This window comes from Limnobacter humi, from assembly GCF_024518835.1.
GTDB lineage: Bacteria > Pseudomonadota > Gammaproteobacteria > Burkholderiales > Burkholderiaceae_B > Limnobacter > Limnobacter humi.
In genome coordinates, this window is sequence record NZ_JANIGO010000006.1 from 57,097 (window position 1) to 81,214 (window position 24,118).

24 protein-coding genes are annotated in these 24,118 nt (G+C 57.9%); 13 read left to right on the top strand and 11 right to left on the bottom strand.

Annotated features, from left to right (window positions below; all coding sequences use genetic code 11):
• Positions 1–2: 2 nt before the first annotated feature.
• Complete coding sequence (locus NQT62_RS14650) at positions 3–497, bottom strand: DUF2938 domain-containing protein (RefSeq protein WP_256765486.1); 495 nt, start codon at positions 495–497, stop codon at positions 3–5.
• 79 nt (positions 498–576) lie between these two features.
• Here NQT62_RS14650 and NQT62_RS14655 point away from each other — a divergent pair, with 79 nt between their 5' ends.
• Complete coding sequence (locus NQT62_RS14655) at positions 577–996, top strand: helix-turn-helix domain-containing protein (RefSeq protein WP_256765487.1); 420 nt, start codon at positions 577–579, stop codon at positions 994–996.
• Here NQT62_RS14655 and NQT62_RS14660 read toward each other — a convergent pair.
• Entirely contained in the window at positions 993–1,373 is a 381-nt protein-coding gene (locus NQT62_RS14660) for a hypothetical protein (RefSeq protein WP_256765488.1), read from the bottom strand. The two genes, NQT62_RS14655 and NQT62_RS14660, sit on opposite strands and share 4 nt — an antisense overlap.
• A 5-nt stretch (positions 1,374–1,378) precedes the next feature.
• Positions 1,379–1,858 carry a lysozyme gene (locus NQT62_RS14665; protein WP_256765489.1) on the bottom strand — a complete coding sequence of 160 codons (480 nt, stop codon included), beginning with the start codon at positions 1,856–1,858 and terminating at the stop codon, positions 1,379–1,381.
• A gap of 282 nt (positions 1,859–2,140) precedes the next feature.
• On the opposite strand from NQT62_RS14665, the gene NQT62_RS14670 reads away from it, so the two are divergent.
• Positions 2,141–2,908, top strand: coding sequence for a sulfite exporter TauE/SafE family protein (locus NQT62_RS14670; protein WP_256765490.1), 768 nt, complete (start codon positions 2,141–2,143; stop codon positions 2,906–2,908).
• Between the two features lie 37 nt (positions 2,909–2,945).
• Here NQT62_RS14670 and NQT62_RS14675 read toward each other — a convergent pair whose 3' ends face one another.
• Positions 2,946–3,590 (bottom strand): MBL fold metallo-hydrolase, encoded by a 645-nt coding sequence (locus tag NQT62_RS14675; RefSeq protein WP_256765491.1) that lies wholly within the window; start codon positions 3,588–3,590, stop codon positions 2,946–2,948.
• 120 nt (positions 3,591–3,710) lie between these two features.
• On the opposite strand from NQT62_RS14675, the gene NQT62_RS14680 reads away from it, so the two are divergent.
• From NQT62_RS14680 to NQT62_RS14700, 5 genes are all read left to right on the top strand, one after another.
• The gene (locus NQT62_RS14680; protein ID WP_256765492.1) at positions 3,711–4,067 is read left to right on the top strand and encodes a DUF1304 domain-containing protein; all 357 of its coding nucleotides are present in this window, start codon (positions 3,711–3,713) and stop codon (positions 4,065–4,067) included.
• Positions 4,068–4,151: 84 nt separating this feature from the next.
• Positions 4,152–5,927, top strand: a complete 1,776-nt coding sequence (locus NQT62_RS14685) for an N-acyl-D-amino-acid deacylase family protein (protein WP_256765493.1) — start codon at positions 4,152–4,154, stop codon at positions 5,925–5,927.
• Positions 5,924–6,832 (top strand): alpha/beta fold hydrolase, encoded by a 909-nt coding sequence (locus NQT62_RS14690; RefSeq protein ID WP_256765494.1) that lies wholly within the window; start codon positions 5,924–5,926, stop codon positions 6,830–6,832. The genes NQT62_RS14685 and NQT62_RS14690 overlap by 4 nt, the downstream gene beginning before the upstream one ends.
• Before the next feature lie 140 nt (positions 6,833–6,972).
• Complete coding sequence (locus tag NQT62_RS14695; protein WP_256765495.1) at positions 6,973–7,251, top strand: AbrB/MazE/SpoVT family DNA-binding domain-containing protein; 279 nt, start codon at positions 6,973–6,975, stop codon at positions 7,249–7,251.
• Positions 7,251–7,625, top strand: a complete 375-nt coding sequence (locus tag NQT62_RS14700; protein WP_256765496.1) for a type II toxin-antitoxin system PemK/MazF family toxin — start codon at positions 7,251–7,253, stop codon at positions 7,623–7,625. Before NQT62_RS14695 ends, NQT62_RS14700 begins: the two co-directional genes overlap by 1 nt.
• Before the next feature lie 63 nt (positions 7,626–7,688).
• Here the strand turns inward: NQT62_RS14700 and ilvD are convergent, their stop codons facing one another.
• The 4 genes from ilvD to NQT62_RS14720 all read right to left on the bottom strand — a co-directional run bounded on the left by ilvD (position 7,689) and on the right by NQT62_RS14720 (position 11,225).
• Complete coding sequence (gene ilvD, locus NQT62_RS14705; RefSeq protein ID WP_256765497.1) at positions 7,689–9,548, bottom strand: dihydroxy-acid dehydratase; 1,860 nt, start codon at positions 9,546–9,548, stop codon at positions 7,689–7,691.
• A gap of 67 nt (positions 9,549–9,615) precedes the next feature.
• Positions 9,616–10,092: a nuclear transport factor 2 family protein gene (locus tag NQT62_RS14710; RefSeq protein WP_256765498.1), complete on the bottom strand. Its 477-nt coding sequence runs from the start codon at positions 10,090–10,092 to the stop codon at positions 9,616–9,618.
• On the bottom strand, positions 10,089–10,646 hold the full coding sequence (locus NQT62_RS14715; RefSeq protein ID WP_256765499.1) for a pyridoxamine 5'-phosphate oxidase family protein: 558 nt from the start codon (positions 10,644–10,646) through the stop codon (positions 10,089–10,091). The genes NQT62_RS14710 and NQT62_RS14715 overlap by 4 nt, the downstream gene beginning before the upstream one ends.
• A 33-nt stretch (positions 10,647–10,679) precedes the next feature.
• Positions 10,680–11,225, bottom strand: coding sequence for a carboxymuconolactone decarboxylase family protein (locus NQT62_RS14720; RefSeq protein WP_256765500.1), 546 nt, complete (start codon positions 11,223–11,225; stop codon positions 10,680–10,682).
• Positions 11,226–11,341: 116 nt separating this feature from the next.
• On the opposite strand from NQT62_RS14720, the gene NQT62_RS14725 reads away from it, so the two are divergent.
• Positions 11,342–12,250: a LysR family transcriptional regulator gene (locus NQT62_RS14725; RefSeq protein ID WP_256765501.1), complete on the top strand. Its 909-nt coding sequence runs from the start codon at positions 11,342–11,344 to the stop codon at positions 12,248–12,250.
• Here NQT62_RS14725 and NQT62_RS14730 read toward each other — a convergent pair.
• On the bottom strand, positions 12,216–13,154 hold the full coding sequence (locus NQT62_RS14730; RefSeq protein ID WP_256765502.1) for a DMT family transporter: 939 nt from the start codon (positions 13,152–13,154) through the stop codon (positions 12,216–12,218). The genes NQT62_RS14725 and NQT62_RS14730 overlap by 35 nt on opposite strands.
• 117 nt (positions 13,155–13,271) lie before the next feature.
• Entirely contained in the window at positions 13,272–15,476 is a 2,205-nt protein-coding gene (gene katG / locus NQT62_RS14735) for a catalase/peroxidase HPI (RefSeq protein WP_256765503.1), read from the bottom strand.
• Positions 15,477–15,637: 161 nt separating this feature from the next.
• Between katG and NQT62_RS14740 the strand changes: the two genes are divergently transcribed.
• The 5 genes from NQT62_RS14740 to NQT62_RS14760 all read left to right on the top strand — a co-directional run bounded on the left by NQT62_RS14740 (position 15,638) and on the right by NQT62_RS14760 (position 19,488).
• On the top strand, positions 15,638–15,955 hold the full coding sequence (locus NQT62_RS14740) for a hypothetical protein (RefSeq protein WP_256765504.1): 318 nt from the start codon (positions 15,638–15,640) through the stop codon (positions 15,953–15,955).
• Between the two features lie 45 nt (positions 15,956–16,000).
• Positions 16,001–17,398, top strand: coding sequence for a putative porin (locus NQT62_RS14745; protein ID WP_256765505.1), 1,398 nt, complete (start codon positions 16,001–16,003; stop codon positions 17,396–17,398).
• Between the two features lie 10 nt (positions 17,399–17,408).
• Positions 17,409–18,359: a metal ABC transporter substrate-binding protein gene (locus tag NQT62_RS14750; protein WP_256765506.1), complete on the top strand. Its 951-nt coding sequence runs from the start codon at positions 17,409–17,411 to the stop codon at positions 18,357–18,359.
• Positions 18,356–19,102, top strand: coding sequence for a metal ABC transporter permease (locus tag NQT62_RS14755; RefSeq protein ID WP_256765507.1), 747 nt, complete (start codon positions 18,356–18,358; stop codon positions 19,100–19,102). The genes NQT62_RS14750 and NQT62_RS14755 overlap by 4 nt, the downstream gene beginning before the upstream one ends.
• Positions 19,103–19,194: 92 nt before the next feature.
• The gene (locus NQT62_RS14760) at positions 19,195–19,488 is read left to right on the top strand and encodes a flagellar biosynthesis anti-sigma factor FlgM (RefSeq protein WP_256765508.1); all 294 of its coding nucleotides are present in this window, start codon (positions 19,195–19,197) and stop codon (positions 19,486–19,488) included.
• A 25-nt stretch (positions 19,489–19,513) separates the two neighbouring features.
• On the opposite strand, the gene NQT62_RS14765 is transcribed toward NQT62_RS14760, so the two are convergent.
• The gene (locus tag NQT62_RS14765; RefSeq protein ID WP_256765509.1) at positions 19,514–24,118 is read right to left on the bottom strand and encodes an ATP-binding protein; all 4,605 of its coding nucleotides are present in this window, start codon (positions 24,116–24,118) and stop codon (positions 19,514–19,516) included.

Here is a 24,118-nt window from a genome sequence, read left to right on the forward strand (position 1 = left end):
AATCAGTGGACAAGCAGGTTGACGCTGAATGCAGCGATATACAGGCCCGCACCAAACACGGCGTGGTTGATGAGGCTGCGCAGGCGGTTTTTAAAAGGGGCAGGGGTGCGAGCTGATGCCACACCCAAACCCATGGCGGGTTGCATCACAAAAAACGGGAACACCACCGTGGCAAGCCCCACCAACAGCGCAGGCGTCGCAGTGGGGGCCAATAACCAATCCGTTCCCACCATGGCCAATAACAAACCCGCAAACAGCGCACCCGTGGCGTAATGGGTGAACCAACCCAGTGCCAGCTCATGTTGAACAGGGCTGGCTTTGCCAATGGCGGCGTGTACAAACCGCCCTCGCAGGCAATGCCCAACCCAGCGGCCGATGAATGCGAAGTTCAAGGTTGGCACGTTGAAATGCTTGAGGATTTGGAGCCACAAGTCCATGACCCCGGTGGCCCCAAGGCCAATGGTCACGGTGTGAAGGATGGTGTGCAATGTGTTCATGGTGCCTCCCTGTGCACTTGACGGTGTTCATGCAAACAAGGTACAAGTTGAAGTCAACTTCAAGTCAAGAGGTTTTCGCATGGACATTGCCCAGGTGGCCAAACACAGTGGCGTACCCGCATCTGCACTTCGGTATTACGAGAAGGTGGGGCTGATTTGTTCGGTGAGCAAGAAGGGGGAGCGGCGCAAATTTCCGGACTCGGTGTTTGACCGGCTCGCCCTGATTGCGTTGGGGCAGGGGGCTGGGCTGTCGCTGGAGGAAATCCGCTCGATGCTGACGCCTGAAGGCAAGCCCGACATTGATCGACAACTGCTCGCAGCCAAAGCAGATGAGCTGGACGCTGCAGTCAAACGACTGCGCGCCATGAGCAAGGGTTTGCGCCACGCTGCGCAATGTCCGGCATCCAACCACGCAGCCTGCCCCAGTTTTCAGAAGTTGCTGTCGGCGGCTGCATCGGGTGCGCTCGAGCGGCGGTGGGGTAAGCGGTCTCTATTTTAATTTCGGCTGCCAGAGCAGACGTCCCCTTCCTCAACGGGCTTTAGCCATTCTCGGAGGTATTCAAGGCGCTGCCGGGTTTGATTCAGACGAGACAAACACAGGCAGTCCGACAAAACACTGCCGTAGGTGTCCGGCGAAGCGTTGGGAAATTCGAGTGCAAGGTTTGCTTGGACCGAGCGATCCCAGGTTTGTTGACTGGTTTTCAGGGCCAGAAGAAATGGTTTGTCCTTGCCATGATTTTTTTGAACTTGGCGGATTGTTTGCTGTAGATCCAATTTGGCCTGCTTGAGCTCATCGCAGGGCGTAAGGTCTGCCGCCAAGACGACCTGAGTAAATCCAAAAACGATCGCAGCGAGAACGCTGATTTTGAGGTTCATGGGCATCAGTCCCTATTCATAAAAAGCTCGATCTCTTTTTTTCGGCGATTGACGAGGCCTTGCAATACTCGGCTGCCTGCTTTGTTATACGTTTGCATGCATTGGGGAATACTGTCTAGCGGTTGATCGGGGAAGCGTTCGAAACACCGATCCATCATCAATTTGAAGTTGCCACTACCAACGTTGTAAGTAAAGGAGACGAGCGCATCAAACTGTGCTTGATTTACTGACAGTCCTCTGCTTTTGAGGATCTTGTTAACAAAAGCCTCGGCATCCTCAACGTCGACCATAAACAGTTGATCTGCTCGCGATTTGGATATCCCTTTTCTGAACACTGATTCATTCTCGCGCCCGTCACAAAAGCCGCGATGTACCAAATGACCCCACCCAATGGTGCAATGGCCTGCTCCGTCGCTGTCGTAGAGCGTCGCGCTGAAACGCTCGAACTCCTGAATAAGCGCTTTGCCTTTTATTCCCAGTTTCATGAACATTGGCCCCGAAAGACCAAATCTTGATTAGCGCCGCGTTATGGTTACAAACACTGCCTTGGTTCTGGTCGCTCAACAGGGTTAATGAACGAGCGGAATCTGTACATGGGGTGCTGGATAGTTAATAGATCTTGATCTGGAAAAACAAAATCTGCATCGGGTTATCCCCCGGTTTTATCAGACCGCTTCGACTCACCACGCACACAAAATCTGTTTAACATCAACAATCCTCATGGCGATTGTTGGCCTGAATAAACCCCTCTGATCAAAGTCCATTCTGTGTTCACACATTTCTTCGCGCAGCATGACGCTGCATTGCTGCTTCTCGTGGCGCTGGCTGGCCTGTATGCTGGCACTCAAAACGTGCTCGCCGGTGGCGGCTCATTCATCACGTTTCCGGCGCTGCTGTTGGCGGGGCTGAACCCACTGGCCGCCAATATCACATCCACGGTGGCCCTGTTTCCCAATCAGCTCACGTCGTCTTTTGCGGGTCGGCACTTGGCTGGTGGCGTTCACGGCGTCAGTTTGAAGCGGCTGTTCATTCTGAGTATCGTTGGCGGCATTGCAGGTGCGGTACTCCTGCTGTGCACCCCGGTCAGCATGTTTAGCCGATTGGTGCCTTGGCTGGTGCTGTTCGCCACCACGGTGTTTGCGTGGGGTAGTTTCAGGAAAAAACCGGAGCAGGCTGGCAAAGCGCTGTCGGACAGGACCATTCAATGTGCGCAGTTTTTGATTGGCGTCTATGGCGGTTATTTTGGCGGGGGCATCGGGTTTTTGATGCTGGCGGTTTTAACCATCGCCGGGCAACAGGTGCGCATGGCGGCCGCCACCAAAAACATGCTGGCCATGGCTATGAATGCCTCCGCAGTCGCCATCTTTGCTTTTTCTGATCACATCGACTGGGTGACCTGCCTGGCGTTGATGATCGGCGGTGTGGGTGGAGCGTTTACGGGCAACTGGCTGATGCACCGACTGCCCGAGAAAATTCTTCGCGGGTTTATTGTTGCAGTGGGTGTGGTGTTGACCGTCTGGTTGTTTGTTCGCTAACGTGTGCACCGACGGCCAACAGCCCACATGGGTCTGATTAAAACTGCAAATCCCGAACATACGGGTTTCGCTTGCGCTCTTCCCCAAAACTGCTTTCCGGGCCGTGGCCTGGAATAAATACCGTGTCGTTGCCCATGGGCCACAAGCGTTGCTTGATGCTGTCGATGAGCGTATCGAAGTCGCCCCCCGGAAAGTCGGTTCGGCCAATGCTGCCCGCAAACAGCACATCACCCACAAATGCACGCTTCGCCTCGGGCGAGTGAAACACCACATGGCCCGGTGTGTGTCCAGGGCAGTGGCGCACGTTCAACGTGCTGTTGCCGATGCTCACCGTGTCGCCATCATTCAGCCAGCGGGTGGGCGTGAATGGGCGCGACAGCGGGAAGTTGAACATGCGGCTTTGGTCGGCCAGCCGGTCAATCCAGAACTGGTCGCCGGTGTGCGGGCCAACAATGGGTAAGTTCAAGCGCTCGGCCAGCTCGGCAGTGCCGCCTGCATGATCAATGTGCGCGTGCGTCAGCCAGATTTGTTCAAGGGTGATGCCCAGTTTCCCCACCGTTTTTTGCAACGTATCCAGGTCGCCACCGGGGTCGATGATGGCGGCTTTTCGGGTTTCGTCGCACCACACAATGGAGCAATTTTGGGCAAACGGGGTCACGGGAATGGTTTGGTACTGAAGCATGGGGCAAGGCCAGTTGAAACAAGCCTCACATGGTAGTCAATCTGGCTGGCGTGGGCAAACCCGCCCCAGAAAGTCGGTTAGTCTGATTGAACATTCCCCAATGACGTCACCGGAGGTTTCATGCTCATCGCTGCGCAGGTTGTCACCATGCTGGTTGCTGTACTTCACGTGTATTTTTTGGTGCTGGAAATGTTTTTGTGGACCAAGCCTGCAGGCCGCAAAGCCTTTGGGATGAGCGCCGAACAAGCCGAGGCCACCAAAGTGTTGGCGGCCAATCAGGGCCTGTACAACGGGTTTCTGGCAGCGGGCCTGTTCTGGGGGCTTTTTTTGGGCACCAGCGGCACCGCCATCCAATTGTTTTTTCTGGGGTGTGTGGTGGTGGCAGGGGTCTTTGGCGCCTTCACGGCCAGCCGGAAAATTCTGTACATTCAGGCCTTGCCAGCGTTGGTGGGGTTGGTCTTCACGTTGATCCGATAACAAATCGCGAACGGCTGTCCGAATCGATCAAGTATTTTTTCAACAGCTTGTTTACGCTTTGAAAAAACAATGAGGAGACACGGCATGCACCCAGCATTTGAGGTGATCATTAAAAACGGGTTGTTGATGGACGGGCAGGGAGGCCCGGCTTCCATTCAACACTTGGGTATTCGCGACGGACGGGTCGCTGCCATTAGCGCCACGCCACTGGACGAAACAGGCTGCCCCCGGGTGATTGATGCCACCGGGCGTTGGGTAACCCCCGGGTTTCTGGACACCCACACCCACTACGATGCCGAGCTGATTGTGGCGCCGTCATTGTCCGAGTCGGTGCGCCACGGTGTGACCACCGTACTGGTGGGCAGTTGCTCGCTCAGCATGATCTGCAGCGATGCTGAAGACGCTTCCGACATTTTTACCCGTGTGGAAACAGTGCCCCGCGAGAAAGTGTTGCCCATTCTTCGGGAACACAAGCGTTGGAATTCGCCCAAGGAGTGGGTGGATTTCTTGAAGACCCATCCGCTGGGCCCCAATGTGATTTCATTTTTGGGCCACAGCGACATCCGCGTGAGTGTCATGGGGCTGGAGCGGGCCACGGACCGGTCTGTGGTGCCCACAGAGGCCGAAATGCGGCGCATGGAAGCCTTGTTGGAAGAGGCCTTGAAGGCTGGATTTTTGGGCTTGTCGACCATGTCGCTGAAGTGGGACAAGGTGGACGGCGACCGGGCCTGGTCCAAAAGCCTGCCGAGCACCTATGCACGCTGGCGTGAAACCTGCCGCCTGAATAGCCTGCTGCGCCGTTACAACCGGGTGCATCAAGGCGCACCCAATGCGGCCAACCCGTTCCAAATTCTGGAATTCCTGAGCGAGACCATTGGTGGCTGGCTGCGCAAACCGCTGAAAACCACCTTGATTGCCCTCATCGATTTGAAGGGCAACAAAACGGTAAAGCCAATGGCGCAGTTGGCTTCATGGGTGGCCAATGCCTTGGGTGGCAACTTCCGCTGGCAATTGCTGCCCACGCCCTTTACCGTGTATGCAGAAGGCATTGATGTGGTGTTTTTTGAGGAATTTGGTGCCGGTGAAATGGCGCTGGACCTGCGCGACCAGGTGGCTCGCAATGCCTTGTTGAAGGACGAAACCTACCGCCGGAATTTCCGCAAGTTTTATGGCGAAAAGTTGAGCCCCCGCGTGTGGCAGCGTGACTTTGGCGACGCACAAATTCTGGAATGCCCCGATGCAACCCTGGTCGGCAAAAACTTTGCCGAGGTGGCCCAGGCGCGCGGCATTCATGTGGTGGATTTGTTTCTGGACCTGGTGGTGGAGTTTGGCCGCAGCATTCGCTGGTACACCACGGTTGGCAACCACAAGCCCGATGTGGTGCGCAGCCTGGTGCAGCACAAGCACGCCCTCATTAGTTTTTCCGATGCCGGGGCGCACATTCGCAACATGGCGTTTTACAACCTGCCGCTGCGCTTTTTAAAGTTGGTGCACGAGAGTATTCAAGCCGGAAAACCCGTGATGAGCATTGAAAAGGCCGTGTGGCGCATGACAGGTGAGCAAGCCGACTGGTTTGGTCTGGATGCTGGCAAGCTGCGGGTGGGTGACCGGGCGGATGTGGTGGTGATCAATCCCCAAGTGTTTGAGCAGAACCTGGAAGCGGTGCACTGGGCCGAGATGCAGAATTTTGGCCTGCAACGTTTGGTGAACCGCAACCCGGGCATTGTCGAGCAGGTGTTCATCAACGGAAAAGTGGCTGTTCAGGATGGTGCGGTGGTGCCGCAGTTGGGCAGCGAGCACGGCTATGGTCAGTTTTTGCCGGTGCAATCCGGCAGTGCTCAAGGCAGGCTCACTGCATGAGCCCAGCTGTGGTTGAAGAAAACATTCAGGCTGCAGGCCTGACCTTTCCCGTATTGCGTGCGGGCAATACCGGCCCCTTGGTTTTGTGTCTGCATGGCTTCCCGGACAACCCGGAAGGCTACAGGGGCATTGCCGCCACACTGGCGGCGCAAGGTTACCAGGTGGTGTGCCCCTATTTGCCGGGTTACAGCCCCTTGAACCAGCGGCGGGATGGGGCGCACGACGCCGTGTTTGTGCGCGATGCCCTGAACGCCTTGGTGGCTGTGTTGCTGAAAGAAACCGGGCAACAACAGTGCCATTTGGTGGGGCATGATTGGGGCTCGGTGATTGCCTGCCTGATGGCCCAGCATCGCCCCGCCTTGTACAAAACCCTGTGCGCCATGAGTGTGCCCTATGGCATGAGCTGGTTAAAAATTGCCACGCGCTGCCCGGTGTATGTGCTGCATGCCTGGTACATCCTGTTTTTTCAGTTCAAAGGTTTGGCGGATTGGTTGATTCGCCGCCGGGGCTTTGCCTTGCTGGCTTGGTTGTTGAAGTTCTGGAGCCCTGGGTATGTCGGCATGCCTGCCATGCAGCAGTCAGTCATTCAAACCTTTCAGCAACCCGGTGTGTTGAAAGCCGCGCTGGAGTATTACCGCACCTCCATGTTTTCGTTCATGCCACTGGGTTTTCACATTCGTTCGCTGTTCAACAAAACCATACCCGTGCCCACGCTGGCCTTGCGGGGCGAGTTGGATGTGACCATGCCCGAAGCCGTGTGGGAAGTGGTGAGCCCCAAGGCGTTTCCCAAAGGCATTGCGCTGGAGGTGTATGCCGGTGCGGGCCACTTTATTCAGTATGAACGGGGCGATGCCATTGCGCGGCGGCTGTTGGCTTGGTTCAAGCAAGGGGATTCTGCGGCATGAAGGCCATCACCATTCAAAGCTGGGGTTTGAATCCAACGCCGCTGGTGAGGTTTCTTGACTTGGCGGTTTGACCCCCTGTGTAAAAATCTGTATTGTAGAAACAATTGTATCTACATGTGACTGAAGCGCAGGGAGTGACCATGCACAGTGAAATCAAACGGTGGGGCAACAGTGCTGCCATCCGTTTGTCCAGCAAGTTGTTGGCTGAAGCCCGTCTGGACGTGTCCAGCCCGGTCAACATCGAAGTGCTGGACGGCAAAATCATCATCGAGCCTTTGATGCAAGTGCCTCGCCGCCGCGTCCATCTGCCCTTTACCGAGGCCGATTTGCTGGAAGGGCTGAACCCAGAGTCTGCCCATGCCGACTTGCTGGCCAAGCCGTTTGGTGCCGAGCTTGGTGCCGACTTTGGTGAGGACTAATGGCTGCTTACATTCCAGCCCGTAATGATGTGGTTTGGCTCGACTTTGAACCCACCAAAGGCAAAGAAATTGGCAAATACCGCCCCGCCTTGGTGTTGTCATCCCGCCAATACAATCAGCAGACTGGCTTGCTGATTTGTTGCCCGATCAGCACCAGCATTCGGGGAGGCCCCACGGAAGTGGCTTTGGGCAACCTGAAAGGCACTTTGGAAAAGGATTCGGTGGTTGCTGCCAGTTTGATTCAAACCCTGTCGTGGAAAGAACGCAAAGCTAAACGGATTACCTATGCCGATGCTGGCGTGATGGAGCAGGTGCTGGTTCGGTTGTTGCCGCTGATTGGTGCAGACAGCATCATCGACAAATTTATCGAATAACACCCTTCAGGGTTCAGAAGGCGCTGCAGCGGTGTTGCCGACCGCCGCAGCGTGTCTGTCGCATTAGTCTTCCAACAAATCCAGGTTACGCACGGCACCTTTGTCTGCACTGGTGGCCAACATGGCATAGGCTTTCAGTGCGGCCGACACCTTGCGAGGCCGTGGCTTCACGGGTTTCCAGCCCAGTTTGTCCTGCTCGGCACGGCGCTTGGCCAGTTCCTCATCGCTCACCAACACGTTGATGGTGCGGTTCGGGATGTCGATGCGGATGCGGTCGCCGTTTTTCACCAAACCAATGGCGCCACCGGCTGCGGCTTCGGGTGAGCAATGGCCAATCGACAGGCCTGATGTACCACCCGAAAAGCGGCCATCGGTCAGCAAGGCGCAGGCTTTGCCCAAGCCCTTGGACTTGATGTAGCTGGTGGGGTAGAGCATTTCCTGCATGCCGGGGCCGCCTTTGGGGCCTTCGTAACGCACCACCACAATGTCACCGGCTTTCACAGTGTCGTTCAGGATGTTTTCAACCGCTTCGTCCTGGCTTTCCACCACATGGGCTGGGCCTTCAAACACCAGCAGGCTGTCGTCCACGCCGGCGGTTTTCACCACGCAGCCGTCCAGCGCAATGTTGCCGTGGAGCACGGCCAGGCCGCCTTCCTTGCTGTAGGCGTTTTCCAGTGAGCGGATGCAGCCCTCGGCGCGGTCCACGTCGAGGCTGGGCCAGCGGGTGTTTTGGCTGAATGCCACCTGGGTGGGAATACCGGCTGGGCCAGCCATGTAGAAGTGCTTGACCGCGTCGCTGGGGTTGCGGGCAATGTCCCACTGGTCCAGCGCGTCTTTCATGGTTTTGGCGTGCACGGTGGGCACGTCGGTGTGCAGGTTGCCCGCACGGTCCAGCTCGCCCAAAATGGCCATCACGCCACCGGCGCGATGCACATCTTCAATGTGGTATTTGTTGGTGTTGGGGGCCACCTTGCACAACTGGGGCACCACGCGGGACATGCGGTCGATGTCGGCCATGGTGAAGTCGATGTTGGCCTCTTGTGCAGCGGCCAGCAAGTGCAGAATGGTGTTGGTGGAACCACCCATGGCAATGTCCAGCGCAATGGCGTTTTCAAAGGCTTTGAAACCGACAGAACGTGGCAGAACGCTGTCGTCTTCCTGTTCGTAGTAGCGCTTGCACAGCTCGACAATTTGCCGCCCGGCCTTTTTGAACAGTTGCTCGCGGTCGGCGTGGGTGGCCACCACGGTGCCGTTGCCGGGCAGTGACAGGCCTAGCGCTTCGGTCAGGCAGTTCATGGAGTTGGCGGTGAACATGCCCGAACACGATCCGCAGGTGGGGCAGGCAGAGCGCTCAACCTCGGCCAGGTCGGCATCGCTCACCTTGTCGTCGGCGGCCATGACCATGGCATCGATCAGGTCGAGCTTTTTGAATTCGATGGTTTGCGTTTTGGGGTTGGCCAGTTTCACCTTGCCCGCTTCCATGGGGCCGCCGGATACAAAAATCACGGGGATGTTCAGGCGCATGGCAGCCATCAACATGCCGGGGGTGATTTTGTCGCAATTGGAAATGCACACAATGGCGTCCGCGCAGTGGGCATTCACCATGTATTCCACCGAGTCGGCGATGATGTCGCGACTGGGCAGGGAATACAGCATGCCGTCGTGGCCCATGGCAATGCCGTCGTCCACGGCAATGGTGTTGAATTCTTTGGCCACACCGCCGGCGGCTTCAATTTCACGCGCCACCAATTGACCGAGGTCTTTCAGGTGCACATGGCCCGGCACAAACTGGGTAAAGGAGTTGGCCACGGCGATGATGGGTTTGCTGAAGTCGTCATCCTTCATGCCGGTGGCACGCCACAGTGAGCGGGCGCCCGCCATGTTGCGGCCGGCGGTGGAGGTTTTTGAGCGGTATGCGGGCATGGGGGGTTCCTGCAGGTGTTGCAATGGCAAACCCCCATTTTAACGGAGTTTTAAGCCGGGCGTTGGCTTACAGGCCCAGCGCCGTCAGGCCCGGGTGGTCATCGGGCCGAATGCCCTGTGGCCAGTGAAACAGGCGCTCGGCCTCTGCAATCGGGATGTCGTTGATGCTGGCATGCCGCTCGGCCATGAAGCCGTTCTCGTCGAATGCCCAGTTTTCATTGCCATGGCTGCGAAACCATTGGCCTGATGCGTCTTGCCATTCATACACAAAGCGCACGGCGATGCGGTTCTCGGTGTAGGCCCACAACTCCTTGATGAGGCGGTACTGCTGCTCTTTTTGCCATTTGCGGGTCAGAAATTCGACAATCGCTTCCCGCCCCGAAAAAATTTCACTGCGGTTGCGCCAGCGGGAGTTGGGCGTGTAGGCCAGGGAAACCTTCTGCGGGTGGCGCGTGTTCCAGGCATTTTCGGCGGCGCGAATTTTTTGCCGAGCCGTGTCGGCCGTGAAGGGTGGAAGCGGTGGGCGTGGGGCTTCGGTGCTCATGGTTGTGGGGTCCGGCTTAAAAGGGATTCGAGTTGGGTGATGCGGTCATGCAATGGTTTGATCATCGCCGTGATTTCTGTTTCAGTAAAGCGGGGCGTGATGTATTTGGGGCAATTCCAGTCAAAGGCCACCACGTCAATGCGCCAATGGCGCTCCGCTTCAGCCAACAAGGTGGCGTTGCCCAATATTTTGAGGCGCTTTTGCTGGGCGTAGTCCATCAAAATCAGCGCGATGCGGTTGTTGCCTTGCAGGTTACCGTCACTCACAAACTGCGCGTTGCCGCGAAAGTCGGGCACCCGCAAGGTGTTGGTGCCCAGCACCTGAATGAAGCCTTGCGGCCCGCCCCGGTGTTGCACATAGGGCCAGCCGGTTTCGCTCACTGTGGCCTGGAAGAAATGGTCACGGCTTTCGATGAAGGCTTTTTCCCGGGGCCCCAGGGCATGGCCCGCCGTTGAACTGGCTTGCAATGCTGCATAACGTTCACGGCTGCCGGCTTCAAGCTGGCGGCTTTTCACGGTGTCGGTGAATGCGATGTCGGCAAAAGCGTGTCCCATGGCGGTCTCCCGGGGTGGTGAATGGTGGTCGCTTCAAGCGGCCAGTTGAAGGCTGATTTTTGGAAAGTCGATGTCCACCTGGCTCACTTTGCCCACCACATTGGTCAGAAAGTTGAGGCCCACATGCACGATCACCTCGATGATTTCTGCGTCGGTGACACCCGCCGCACGCAGCCCAAGCAGGTCGGCGGCAGACACATCGCCATGGCTGTCCATGACTTGTTTGGCAAAGCCAATCAGTGCGGCTGTTTTGGGGTGTTCATGGTGGCCGTGGCGGGCTTGCAGAATGTCATCGGCTGCCAGGCCGGCCTTGCGGCTGATGGCGGTGTGGGCGGACACACAGTATTCACATTCGTTTTGCTGGGCCACGGCCAGTGCAATCCGCTCTCGGGTGGCGGGTTCCAGCACGCCGCTGCTGGCAATGCCGTACAGGCCGAGGAAGGCCTTCAGCGCGGCGGGCGAGTTGGCAAACACTTTCAGGAAATTCAGCACACCGCCCATTTGCTGCTCGATGGCGTTGAGCAGTTCCAGTTGTTCGGGGTTGGCGTTGGCAGGGGTGACAAGGTTGATGCGGCTCATGGTGTGCTCCAAGTGGGTTGGGTTGACCGCGAAGGCGGTGTGAAATCAGTCTCCATTGTTTTCAAATAATGCGGAATGGGTTAATTTGGAATAACTTAATTTCTGTTTCGGGAATAATGATGGACAAGCTGCATGCCTTGGAAGTGTTTGTGGCCGTGGCAGAAACCGGCGGTTTTTCGGCGGCCGCCAGGCGTTGCAGGTTGTCAGCCCCGGTGGTCACCAAGCGGGTGGCTGAGTTGGAACAGGCCTTGCAAGTGCGCTTGTTCAACCGCACCACGCGGTTTGTGCAGTTGACGCAGGCCGGTGAGCGCTACTTGCAAGCTGTGAAACCTCTGTTGGAACAAATGCGTGATGCGGACGAGGCCCTCACTGGTTTAACCAGCACGCCTCAAGGCACGCTGGTGGTGACGGCACCGGCCCTGTTTGGCCGCTTGCATGTCATGCCCGTGGTGGTGGATTTTCTGAAGCAACACCCCGCTGTGCAGGTGGTGAGCCTGTTTCAGGACAATGTGTTGAGCCTGGTGGATGAGGGCGTGGATGTGGCCATTCGGATTGGCCCCTTGCCAGATTCCCGCATGGTGGCTACACCCCTGGGCCAGGTTCGCAAGGTGCTGGTTGCCTCACCCGAGTACTTCAAGGCCCATGGCTTACCCAGCACACCACAGGCGCTGGAGCAACACAGCCTGATTGCCCCCATGCAAGTCAACCCGGTTCAAGAATGGCAGTTTGGAGCAGGGCCGCGAGCCACAGTGGTGCGTGTGGCCCCCCGCCTGGTTTGCAGCACCAATGACTCCGCCATTGAGGCGGCCCAGCGGGGCTTGGGCATTGCGCGGGTGCTGTCGTACCAAGTGGAGGAGGCTGTGCGCCTGGGCCACTTGGTGTATTGCCTGGAGGAGTTTTGGCCGGACGCATTGCCAGTGCATGCGCTGCAGCATGAGGGCAGAAGGCCGTCAGCCAAGCTCAGGGCGTTTCTGGACATGGCGGTGCCCGCTATTCGCCAGCGTTTGGGCTTTGAGCGGGGTTGATGTTCACGCGATTGGTGAGGTAAACGCCGAACGCGGTAATGCTGCCACCCACCAGCATGGAGATGAGGATGGGCTCTCGCAATATCAGCGCCGACAGCGCGATGCCGAACACGGGCACCAGGTTGGTGAATACCGCTGTGCGTGAGGGGCCCAGTTGTTGTACGCCCTGATAAAACCACAGGAAAGCCACCACAGTGCCAAAGGCTCCCAGGTAGAGCAGGGCTGCCCAAACTTGCCAGGGAACTTCAGCCCACTGAATACTGCCAAGCTCATGCAATGAGCCCAACAACAAAAACAGCAAACCCCACAAGGTGGCCCAAGTGATGGCGGCAATCGGGGTCAATGTTTCGCCTGCTTTTCGGGACACCAAGGTGTAACAGGCCCAGCCCAGCACGGCGATGGCCATCAGCCCTTCGCCAGGCCCCAGGGATTGGCTGACGTTGTGCAAGGTGCCCAGCAGGTCGCCCCGGGTGACCACCACCCCGGCCCCAAACAGGGCCAGTGCAATGCCGGCCCAGCGCAACCCTCCCAGCCGCTCGCGAAACACGATGCTGGCCAGCACCGCGGTCATGATGGGGTTGAGGCTGACAATAAGCGCTGTGCGCCCGGCGGGCATGTGCGCCAGTGCCGCAAAAAAACAGATGTTGTACAGCGCAATGCCGGTGGCACCCAGTGCGGCAGTGGTCAGCCATTGTTCCCGATTCAGGCGCTTCAGCCCGCCCTCCCTGTGGAAGGCCACACCCACCAGCAACACGGCCGCCACCAGGTAGCGGCCAAAAGCGGCTGTCATGGCGGGCAGGTGTTGGGCCACCGTGCGGCCCGCTACAAAGGTGCCGCCCCAAAACAGCGCCACCAGGGTGAGTTTCAGCATCAACATGGGCTGTGGGCGTGATGTGGGGGTCATGGTGCTGCGTATATCCACAATAGATGGTTTTCAATCCACCCATTGTGGATTAAAAAAACCGCAACACCCTCGTGAGGTGCTGCGGTTGTTGGCTTTAAAACCCGTCGTGACTGTTGATTACTTCAGGTCAAAGCGATCGTTGTTCATCACCTTGACCCACGCAGCCACAAAGTCATTCACAAACTTGGCTTTGGCATCGTGTTGTGCATACACCTCGGCAATGGCGCGCAGTTGCGAGTTGGAACCAAACACCAGGTCAACCCGGGTTCCTGTCCATGTCACAGCACCGGTTTTGCGGTCGCGGGCTTCATAGGCATTGCTGCCTGTGGGTTTCCACGCCACACCCATGTCCACCAGGTTGGTGAAAAAGTCGTTGGTCAACACGCCGGGTGTGTGGGTGAACACACCGTGTTTGCTACCGCCCACATTGGTACCCAGCACGCGCAGGCCACCCACCAGCACAGTCATTTCCGGTGCAGTCAGGCTCAGCAGTTGAGCCTTGTCCACCAGCAAGGCTTCTGCCTTTGCTTTGGTGCCGGCTTTGAGGTAGTTGCGGAAACCATCGGCTTGCGGCTCCAGCACAGCGAACGACTCGACGTCGGTTTGTGCCTGTGTGGCATCGGTACGCCCAGGCGTGAATGGCACATTCACCGCATGCCCAGCTTTTTTGGCTGCGTCTTCAACCGCTGCACCACCAGCCAGCACAATCAGGTCGGCCAGTGATATTTGTTTGCCGCCGCTTGCTGTTGCGTTGAATTCCTTCTGGATATTTTCCAGCTTGCTCAGCACGCGGGCCAATTGCTCAGGTTGGTTCACTTCCCAGTTGCGTTGGGGTTCCAAGCGAATGCGTGCGCCATTGGCCCCACCCCGTTTGTCCGATCCACGGTAGGTGGATGCAGATGCCCAGGCCGTGCTCACCAACTCAGCCGTGCTCAAGCCGCTGGCCAGTACTTTGGCTTTCAGTGCAGCCACGTCTTGTGCATCAACCAGGGCATGGTTTACGGCGGGCACTGGGTCTTGCCACACCAGCACTTCCTTGGGTACCAAGGGGCCGAGGTAGCGGGCAACTGGGCCCATGTCGCGGTGGGTCAGCTTGAACCAGGCCCGTGCAAAGGCATCGGCAAATTCCGCTGGGTTGTTCAAGAAGCGGCGCGAAATTTTTTCATACGCCGGGTCAAAACGCATGGCCAGGTCGGCCGTGGTCATCATGGGTGCATGGCGCTTGTTGGGGTTGTGTGCATCCACCACCGTGTCGGCACCGGCACCACCCTTGGGTGTCCACTGATGGGCGCCAGCCGGGCTCTTGGTCAGTTCCCACTCGTATTTGAAGAGTGTTTCCAGATAACCATTGTCCCACTGGGTGGGGTTGGGTTTCCAGGCACCTTCAATGCCACTGGTGATGGTGTGCTCGCCTTTGCCGCTGCCAAAGCTGTTGATCCAGCCAAAGCCCATGGCCTCGACATCGGCGCCCTCGGGCGCTGGGCCCACGTGTTTGGCATCGCCTGCACCATGGGCCTTGCCGAAGGTGTGTCCGCCTGCCACCAGGGCCACGGTTTCTTCATCGTCCATGGCCATGCGGGCAAAGGTTTCGCGAATGTCGCGCGCCGAGGCCACCGGGTCGGGGTTGCCGTCCGGGCCCTCGGGGTTGACATAAATCAGGCCCATTTGCACCGCAGCCAGCGGGTTTTCCAGTTCGCGGTCACCACTGTAACGGCTGTTGGGTTTGTCGCTGGTGGCCAGCCATTCAGTCTCGGCACCCCAGTAAATGTCTTCCGACGGTTCGAACACATCCTCACGTCCGCCGGCAAAACCGAAGGTCTTGAACCCCATCGATTCCAGGGCCACGTTGCCAGCCAAAATCATGAGGTCAGCCCAGGAAATCTGGTTGCCGTATTTTTGCTTGATGGGCCACAACAGGCGGCGTGCCTTGTCGAGGTTGCCGTTGTCGGGCCAACTGTTCAACGGGGCAAAGCGCTGCTCACCAGAGCCTGCACCACCGCGGCCATCGGCCACGCGGTACGTGCCGGCGCTGTGCCAGGCCATGCGGATAAACAGCGGGCCATAGTGGCCGTAATCGGCGGGCCACCAGTCCTGGGAATCGGTCATCAAGGCATGCAGGTCTTTGACCACGGCGTGCAAGTCCAGCTTCTTGAAAGCTTCTGCATAGTTGAATGCTTCACCCAGCGGATTGGATTGTGCGGTGTGTTGATGCAGGATGCTAAGCTTTAACTGGTTGGGCCACCAATCGGCGTTCGATAATGCGGTGTTGACAGCATTGGCGCCGGCAGACGCATGGAATGGGCATTTGGACAAATCGGACATATTCCCTCCTGGATTAGAGTGTGTAGGTGTTTCAGTGTTGAACTAGTCTAACGTTTGAGCGGCGTTCAAGGCCAATGGAAATTCCTGACCACGCTTATAGGCTAAACCGATCACGTGTCGATTGTGTTTATACTGTTCCATCGCTTGAGTTGCGCGTTTGTATGTTGAATCGTGCCTGGATGACCGTGTGGTTGGCGCTGGTGTTGGGCTTGGCCCAGCAGCTGGCGGTCACGCACGTCTATCAGCACAATGTGGATTGGGCTGCTGGCCATCTGTCTCAAAAAGATGAGTTGCATTCAGCCGCCAAAGTGTGTGCCAAGTGCCTGGCACTGGCCGACTTTCAATCGGCGCCCCCTGCGCATGTTCACCAGTTGCCACCCAGGGTGGCCAGTGCGCCGCAGGTGCATGCTCAACCAGTATTTTCATCGGCTCGCGGGCGGTTGTTCTACCGTTCCCGAGCACCCCCAGCGCTCGCTTGAATGTTCTGATCGTCCATTCGAATCATTTTTTAAGCGAGTATTTCCATGTTCAAACGACACGCATTGGCGTGTGCGTTGCTGTCGGCTATGGGCACATCAGCCTGGGCTGGCGCCAACGCATCCACCCCCACTCAAAACGACCTGGCCCAGCTTCGGGCTGATTTCGAGGCCATGAAGCGGGCCTACGAGGCCCGCATTCAATCGCTGGAGCAACAGTTGCAGGCCACACAACAATTGGCCACCCAGGCGGACCAGAAGGCACAGGCTGCACAGGTCACTGCGCAGACCACGGCACAAACCGCGGCGCAGGATGTGGCCGCCACCTCGACACCTGCGCAAACTGCTGCCGCCAGCAATGTGTTCAATCCCGATATCTCCCTGATTTTGTCGGGCACCTATGCCACGCGCAGCAACCCGCAGCCTTACAGCATCACTGGTTTTCAGGCTGGGGGTGAAATTGCCCCGGCAGACCGTGGATTTAACCTGGGCGAAAGTGAACTGGGTATTTATGCCAACGTGGACCCCAATTTTTATGGTGGATTGAACCTGGCTTTGGCACCTGACAACACGGTGGGTGTGGAGGAGGCCTTTGTTCAAACCACCAGTTTGCCCGCCAACCTCACCTTGAAAATGGGCCGGTTTTATTCCGGCATTGGTTACCAGAATGCACGCCATGCCCACACCTGGGACTTTGTGGACAACCCCTTGGTGTATGTCGCGTTTTTGGGTAATCAGTTTGCCGACGATGGCTTGCAGTTGAAATGGCTGGCCCCCACCGACCTGTTTGTGGAACTGGGCGCAGAAGTGGGGCGCGGGCGGATTGCGGAATCCAGCGGACGCAGCAAGAACGGCACCGCCGCTGGCGCAGTATTTGGCCATGTGGGGGGTGACTGGGGCATCAGCAGCAGCTGGCGTGCGGGGCTGAGTTATCTTCGGGTATCGCCGGAAGACCGACAGTCGGCCGATGTGGATGGCACGGGCGCCGAAGTGACCAACACGTTCAACGGGCAAAGCCGAATCGGGATTGCGGATTTTGTGTACAAATGGGCTCCCAATGGTAACCCGGTGAACCAGAACTTCACCTTCCAAACCGAGTTCATGCACCGTTCGGAAGACGGACTGCTCAACACAGACAGCTACAGCGCTTCGCAATCGGGCTGGTATGCCCAAGGTGTTTACCAGTTTGTGAAAGGCTGGAGAACGGGCTTGCGGATTGATCGCTTGAATGGTGGCTCTGTGGATTATGGTGCGAACACCGCCAATTTGGTGTTTTCGGGCTACAACCCCAAACGCGTGAGCTGGATGATTGACTACAACCCCAGCGAGTTCTCGCGCATTCGCTTGCAGTTGGCCCGCGACGAATCCAGCCAGCTTCGCGCAGACAATCAAGTGTTTGTGCAGTACCAAATGAATTTGGGTGCCCACGGCGCCCACAGCTATTGAGGAGATGGGCATGTTGAAGAAAGTCATTTTAAACGGGGCTCATGCAGTGAGCCTGGCCATGCTGTTGACCTTGAGTGGCCATGCCCAGGCCGCACTGAATGTATTCGCCTGTGAACCCGAATGGGCTGCATTAACTCAAGAGCTGGGTGGTGACAAGGTGGCTGTTTTTACCGCGACCACCGCCTTGCAGGATGTTCACCACATTGAGGCCAAACCCAGCCTGGTGGCCAAACTGCGTTCAGCCCAGTTGGTGGTGTGCACCGGTGCACAGCTTGAAATCGGTTGGTTGCCGGTGGTGTTGCGCCAGTCGGGCAACACGGGCGTGCAACCGGGCAAGCCCGGCTATTTTGAAGCAGCCAGTGCAGTCACCATGCTCGAAGTGCCGAGTCGCTTAAGCCGTGCAGAGGGTGATGTGCATCCCGGGGGTAATCCGCACATACAAACCGACCCGCGCAACATCGCGCGGGTGGCCGATGCGTTGGCCAAGCGGCTGGCCGAGGTGGATGCCGGCAATGCGGGTTTTTACCAGCAACGCCAGCAGGATTTTGCCAAACGCTGGCAGGCCGCCATGGCCCGTTGGCAGGCGCAGGCCGCACCCTTGAAAGGCACGCAGATTGTGGTGCAGCACAAAGGTTTTCCGTACCTGGAGGATTGGTTGGGCCTGAAAGCCGTGACTGCCCTGGAACCCAAGCCGGGGGTAGAGCCCAGTGGCGCGTACTTGTCGGAGGTGTTGGGCGTGTTGAAAAGCCAGCCTGCGCAGATGGTGATTCGCGCGGCGTACAGCAGTGACCGCCCATCGAATTGGCTGGCCGAGCATGCAGGCATTCCGGCGGTGGAGCTGCCCTTTACGGTGGGCGGAACACCGGCTGCCAAGGATTTGTTTGGCTTGTTTGATGACACGGTGAACCGATTGTTGGCGGCACAGGCCACCGCCCAAAAAACCAAGCGGAGTGGTGCATGAATTGGGACGCGGTGAGCTGGACCATTTTGGGCCCGGCCTTGCTGGCTGGGCTGATTGTGTTGTCCACCCACATTCCGCTGGGCCAGCAGGTGTTGCAACGGGGCATTGTGTTCATCGACCTGGCGGTGGCGCAAATTGCAGCGTTGGGGGTGGTGCTGGCCGACACACTGGGGTTTGAGCCGCAGGGCCTTCAGGTTCAAGTGGCCGCGGTGGTTTCGGCCTTGCTGGGGGCGTTGCTGCTCACCTGGATCGAAAAGAAATGGCCTGAAGTGCAAGAGGCGCTGATTGGTGCCTTGTTTGTGCTGGCCGCCAGTGGCAGCATTTTGCTCTTGGCCAACAATCCGCATGGCGGCGAGCATTTGAAAGACTTGCTGGCTGGCCAGATTTTGTGGGTGAGCCCAAGCCAGTTGCTGTGGGGTGCATTGGTGTCGGCGGTCATTCTGGTGGCCTGGTTTGGCTTTCGCGAACGCTTGGGGCGGGCCGGGTTTTATGTGCTGTTTGCACTGGCGGTTACCGTGTCGGTGCAGTTGGTGGGGGTGTACCTGGTGTTTTCCAGCCTCATCATGCCCGCGCTGGCTGTCCGCGCTTGGCAAACGCACCGCCGGTTGTTGGCCGGGTATGCCTTGGGTGGGGTGGCCTATGGCCTGGGGCTCACCCTCTCGGGGCTGTTTGATTTGCCCGCCGGCGCGGTGACGGTGTGGAGCCTGGCCGCACTGGGCGTGGTGTTCAGCGCGTTGGCTTAATTCCTACATGCAACATGGCAGAAGCGGAATGCCCTCCGCTTCTGCAGTCTGATAATTTTGCAGTGTTTTTCAATTCTGCGTTGTGTGGTTCCATGATTACCGGCAACAACAATGTGGTGGTGTACAACGCCCCCGACCCCAAGAAAAATGATGTGCTGTCGTCTGCCCGGCCAAACAGCATACGGACTGCTGCTGAAAAAGACGGGCAAGATGTGGTGGTGTCCATCACCAAAAAAACCGGGTCCATGATTCTGGACAACCGGGCGCCACTGGATGCCGACAAGATCGAAAGGATCCGGCGTGAGCTGGCCGATGGTGGCTACAAAATCAATGCGGCGCTGGTGTCCGAGCGCATGATGGCCGACCAGCGTGCACTGCTGACATAGTCAACCGGATAAGGCAGTCCAGGTGTTAAACGGGACTGCTGTGCACCAGCACATTCAAGGCGCTGCGAATATCGACGGCCTTGGGGGGCTTGGCCAGAATCAAGTCCACATGGGGCACCCGCTCATGGTTGGTATTCATTTGTTTGCCCCAACCCGTGAGCAGCAGGGTGTGAATGCGCGGGTCCATTTTTTTGACCTGTCGGGCCAGTTCTTTGCCATCCATGTCGGGCATGCCCAGGTCGGTGATCAGAACATCCACGGGTTCCGCATGCTCCAGGCTGACGGCCAGTGCTTCCAGTGCAGCATGACCGTTGTTCACAGCTGTCACGCGGTGCCCCATGTCGTGCAGCATGTCGGTCACGGCTTCCAGCACGCTCAGGTCATCGTCCACCAGCAGAATGTCCAGTGGCCGCCCGGGCGCAGTGTCCAGAACGCTTGGCTGAACGGTTTGAGTCTTGAATCGGGCTTGTGGATGGTACTCAAACACCATTGACACGGTGCTGCCCTGTTCGGGCGTGCTCTGAATGAGCAGCCGCCCGTGAAAGCGTTTCACAATGCCATACACCATGGCCAGGCCAAGGCCTGTACCGCGCTGCCCTTTGGTGGTAAAGAACGGCTCAATGCAGCGTCGGCGGGTTTCATCACTCATGCCAACGCCCGTGTCTTGCACCTCGATCACCACCAGGTCCTGCCGGCCTTCCCGACGCAGTTCAGTGCGAACGGTGAGCAAACCGCCTTGCGGCATGGCATCCACGGCGTTGAAGATCAGGTTGGCCATGGCTTCACGCAATTCCGCTTCAGAGGCACCCAGCGCGGGCAGGTTGTTGCCCAGGGCGGTGTGCAATTCAATGTGAATGCCATTTTTTCGGGGGGTGGTTTCCCATTTGGCCCGGGTCAACTCCAGCACTTCACGGCAAACCAGGTTCACATCCACCGGTTCCAGGTGGTGTTCTTCTTCGCGGGAACGGGCAAACCGCCCCATGCGTTCCACGGTGTTGGCCACATCGTCAATTGCAATCTGGACTGTTTCCAGTTGTTTGCGGCCCTTGGGGCTGAGTTGTTGCTCGGCGTTGAGCAGCGACTCCACATACAAGGCGGCTGGTGAAATGGCATTGTTGATGTCGTGGGCAATGCCGCCAGCCATTTCCGCCAGCGCGCCCAGCCGCTCTTGCTGCAGCACCAGGGCCTGGGTTTGCTTCAGCTCTGCATACGCCACTTGCAGTTCACGCAGCAGTTCAGCCTGGTGCAATGCCAGGGCCACATGCTCAGCCAGTTGGATGAGGAATGACATGTCATCATTTTCAAAACCATGGACCGCCTTGCGTGCGGTCACCATCACGCCCAGCACCGTGTCGCCTTTTTTCAGGGGCACAATCACCACACTGTTCAAGCCGCAACTGCTTTGCAAGCTTTGCGCCACCGGGCAGGAGGTGTTGACCATGTCGGGTTCATACACAAACTGGCCTTGGGCGGCCATTTCCATTAGCGTGCCCCGCACTGGCACATCATGCCCCTCTTGCAAGCCCACGGCACAGGCCATGGTTTTGGTGTTGTTGCTCAGGCAATGCACGGTCATGGCCCGCGCTTCCGGCAGGTGGGAGGCCATGAAGCAAAAGTCCGATGGCAGGTCCTTCTCCAGCGCATTGACCACCACTTTGTAAATGCTGTCCAGGTCCAGCCGCTTGCCAATGGCATGCGTGATTTCGTTGAGCAGGTTCATCTTCACCAACTGGGATTTGCTGCGGCGGGTGACTTCCAGGATGTGGGTCATGTCGGTGATGCCGCCAATCATGCGCAAGGCCTTGCCGGCGTCGTCGCGAATCACAAAGCCCCGGTCAACCACTTCCGCCCAACTGCCGTCGGCGCGCGCAAATCGGTACTCGTCTTTCCAGAAGTCATCGCTGCCGGTCAGGATTTGCTTGATTCGATCCAGCACCCGGCGACGGTCGTCTGCATGCACGCGGTCTGACCACGACTTTGGTGTGCTGTCGAGTTGGGTGTGGTTCAGGCCAAACAGTGTTTGAATGCCGTCACTCCACCACACCTCGTCCGTGTTCAGGTCCCAGTCCCAAATACAATCGCTGGTGGCATTGGCCAATGAACGGAAGCGGTGCAGGGTTGCATTCAAGGCGCTTTCTGCGCGCTTGCGCTCGGTGATGTCGCGCAAAATGGCCACCCAGTGGGTGAACCAGCCCTTCTCATCGGCAATGGGCACAATGTCCACGTCCAACCACATCAGCTCGCCGGCCTTGGTGTAGTTGATGAGTTCTTCCCGGACGGGTTGCCAGTTGGACAATGCAGCGTGTATGCGTTGCAAAGCGTCCCGCTGGGTGAGGGGGCCTTGCAGAATACGCGGTGTTTTGCCGATCACTTCATCGGGCGTAAAACCCGTGCGCTGATAGTACGCCTGGTTCACCCAGCGAATTCTTGGTCCATCGGCCACCACCGGTTCTGCTTCGGTGATCACCACCATGTCATTGAAGCGCTCAACGCAGGTTTCCAGCAGCTTCAGCCTTTCCAGTGTGGCCGACCGTTCAATCTGGTTGGTCAGGTTTTCCAGGGAGATAGAGCGGTTTTTGGAAATGGCATGCAGCAGGTCGACCAGGTCTTTGTCAAAGGCGGCCACCCCTTCGCCGAAATAGATCACGCCGGCGATCAGCTTGTCACGCAAGTGCAGGGGAATGATGGCAAATGATGAGAACCCGCGAGATTTGGCCAGCCCAACCCACCCTTGGGCATGGGGATTGTTGGTGATGTCCAGACACAAGACGATTTCCCGTCGGCGCAGCGTATCCAGCCATTCATTCTGGAAGCACACATTGGTGTTGGCCATGATGGTGTCGATAATGTCCTGGTGCTTTCCGGCCCTGGACACCACCCGCAGGCCGCCCCGAACCGGGTCTTTCTGCACCACCCACACCAGGGGGATCTCGCCGGTGGCTGCCGTTTGGGTGCAGATCTCATCAAACACCTGCTCCACCCGCGTGAAGTTGGGCAAGGCCATGTTGATGTGGTTTTGCGCTTGCAGGGCTTTGTTGATGCGTCGCAGGGTGGTCATGGCCATGCGGCGGTCGGTGATGTCTTGCATGCAGCCTTGAATGCGCTGCAGTACGCCCTGTTCATCGAACACCGCTTCTGCGCGCAGTTGGACCCAGATTAAGCGGTTCTGGAAGGTGCGAATCTGTGCTTCCAGGTCCATCACGGTGCCCTGCTGGACGCAGTCCATCAGGGCTTGCGCAACACGGGCCTGGTAGGGCTCGGGGTACAGCAGCAGTCCGGTTTCAAACGTGGGTGCCGCCTGCTCGCCTGGCTCTGCATCCAGAATTCGCCAGATTTCATCGGACCAGTACACATGCCGGTTTGGTGTGTACTCAATGGCCCATCCACCGATTTTTCCCAGGTATCCGCCGATGCGTTGCAGCGCCAACGTCAAATCGGGTATGGGTCGTTTGTCGGGCTCAGGGCGTGCCGGTGGCGGGGGTGGCAGCGGCGGCAGGCTTTGCACACCCGGTGTCAATTGCAGGGTTTTGGAAAATTTCAGGTAGAAGCAGGCGCCGTCGTCTGGGTTGGATTCTGCCCAGATCTGCCCTTGATGACGCTCGATGATGCGCTTCACGTGGGCCAGGCCCAGTCCATTTCCTTCGAATTCCGATTGGGTGTGCAACCGCTGAAAGGGTTTGAACAGACGGTCTTGGTGCTCGGGGTTGAAGCCCGAGCCGTTGTCTCGGATCCACACCACATGGTGGCTTCCCTCATCGCGATAGCCCAGTTCAATGCGGGGGGTTTCACGCTGACTCGAAAACTTCAGTGCGTTGGAAAACAGGTTCATGAACACCTGCTCCAGCAGTGAGGCATCGCCGGGTACCGTGGGCAATTCGGCCATGTCCCAGGCTGCTGGCGGGCCATCGGCCATCAACTCAGTGAGGATTTTCGCTTGCGTGGCAATGGCATTGAGGTCCACCGGTTGAATGTCCAGGCTGGCCTGGCCCAAACGGGCAAACGACAACAAATCCGTGACCACAGTGCTGGCCCGTTCGCTGGTTTGCCGAATGCGTTGAAGGTATTTCCATTCGTCGTCGGTGAAGTTGTCGGGTGATCGGCTGGTGAGCCTGGAGGCGTAGCCCTGAATCAGGTGTATCACGGAGTTCAGGTCGTGGGATGCCCGTCCGGCAAACGCATCCAGTTCGGCATTCATCTCCGACAGTTGGCGATTGGATGCCGTCAGTTCGGTGATGAGCCGCTGGTTTTCCATTCGCAGTTTCCGCACATGCAGGCAACGCTGCACCACGGGCAGTATTTCGCTGAACTTGAATGGCTTGAGCACATAGTCCAGCACACCAGACCGCATGGCATCCACCGCCGATTGCACAGTGCTGTGCCCGGTCATCAAGACAGCGCAAAGTTGGGGGTCCAGGTTGCGAAGGTGGGCGACCAGGTCGATGCCACTGATGTTGGGCATTTTCAGGTCGGTCAGAAGCAGGTCATAGGTGGTCGCCTGGTATTTGGCGATGGCCTCCATGGGGCTTGAGCAGGCCGTGACCTCAAAACCGTGCTCCTCCAAAATGGAGCACAGTGCATTGAGCTGGGGCTGCTCATCATCAACGACAATGAGGCGTGCGTGTTCTGTCAT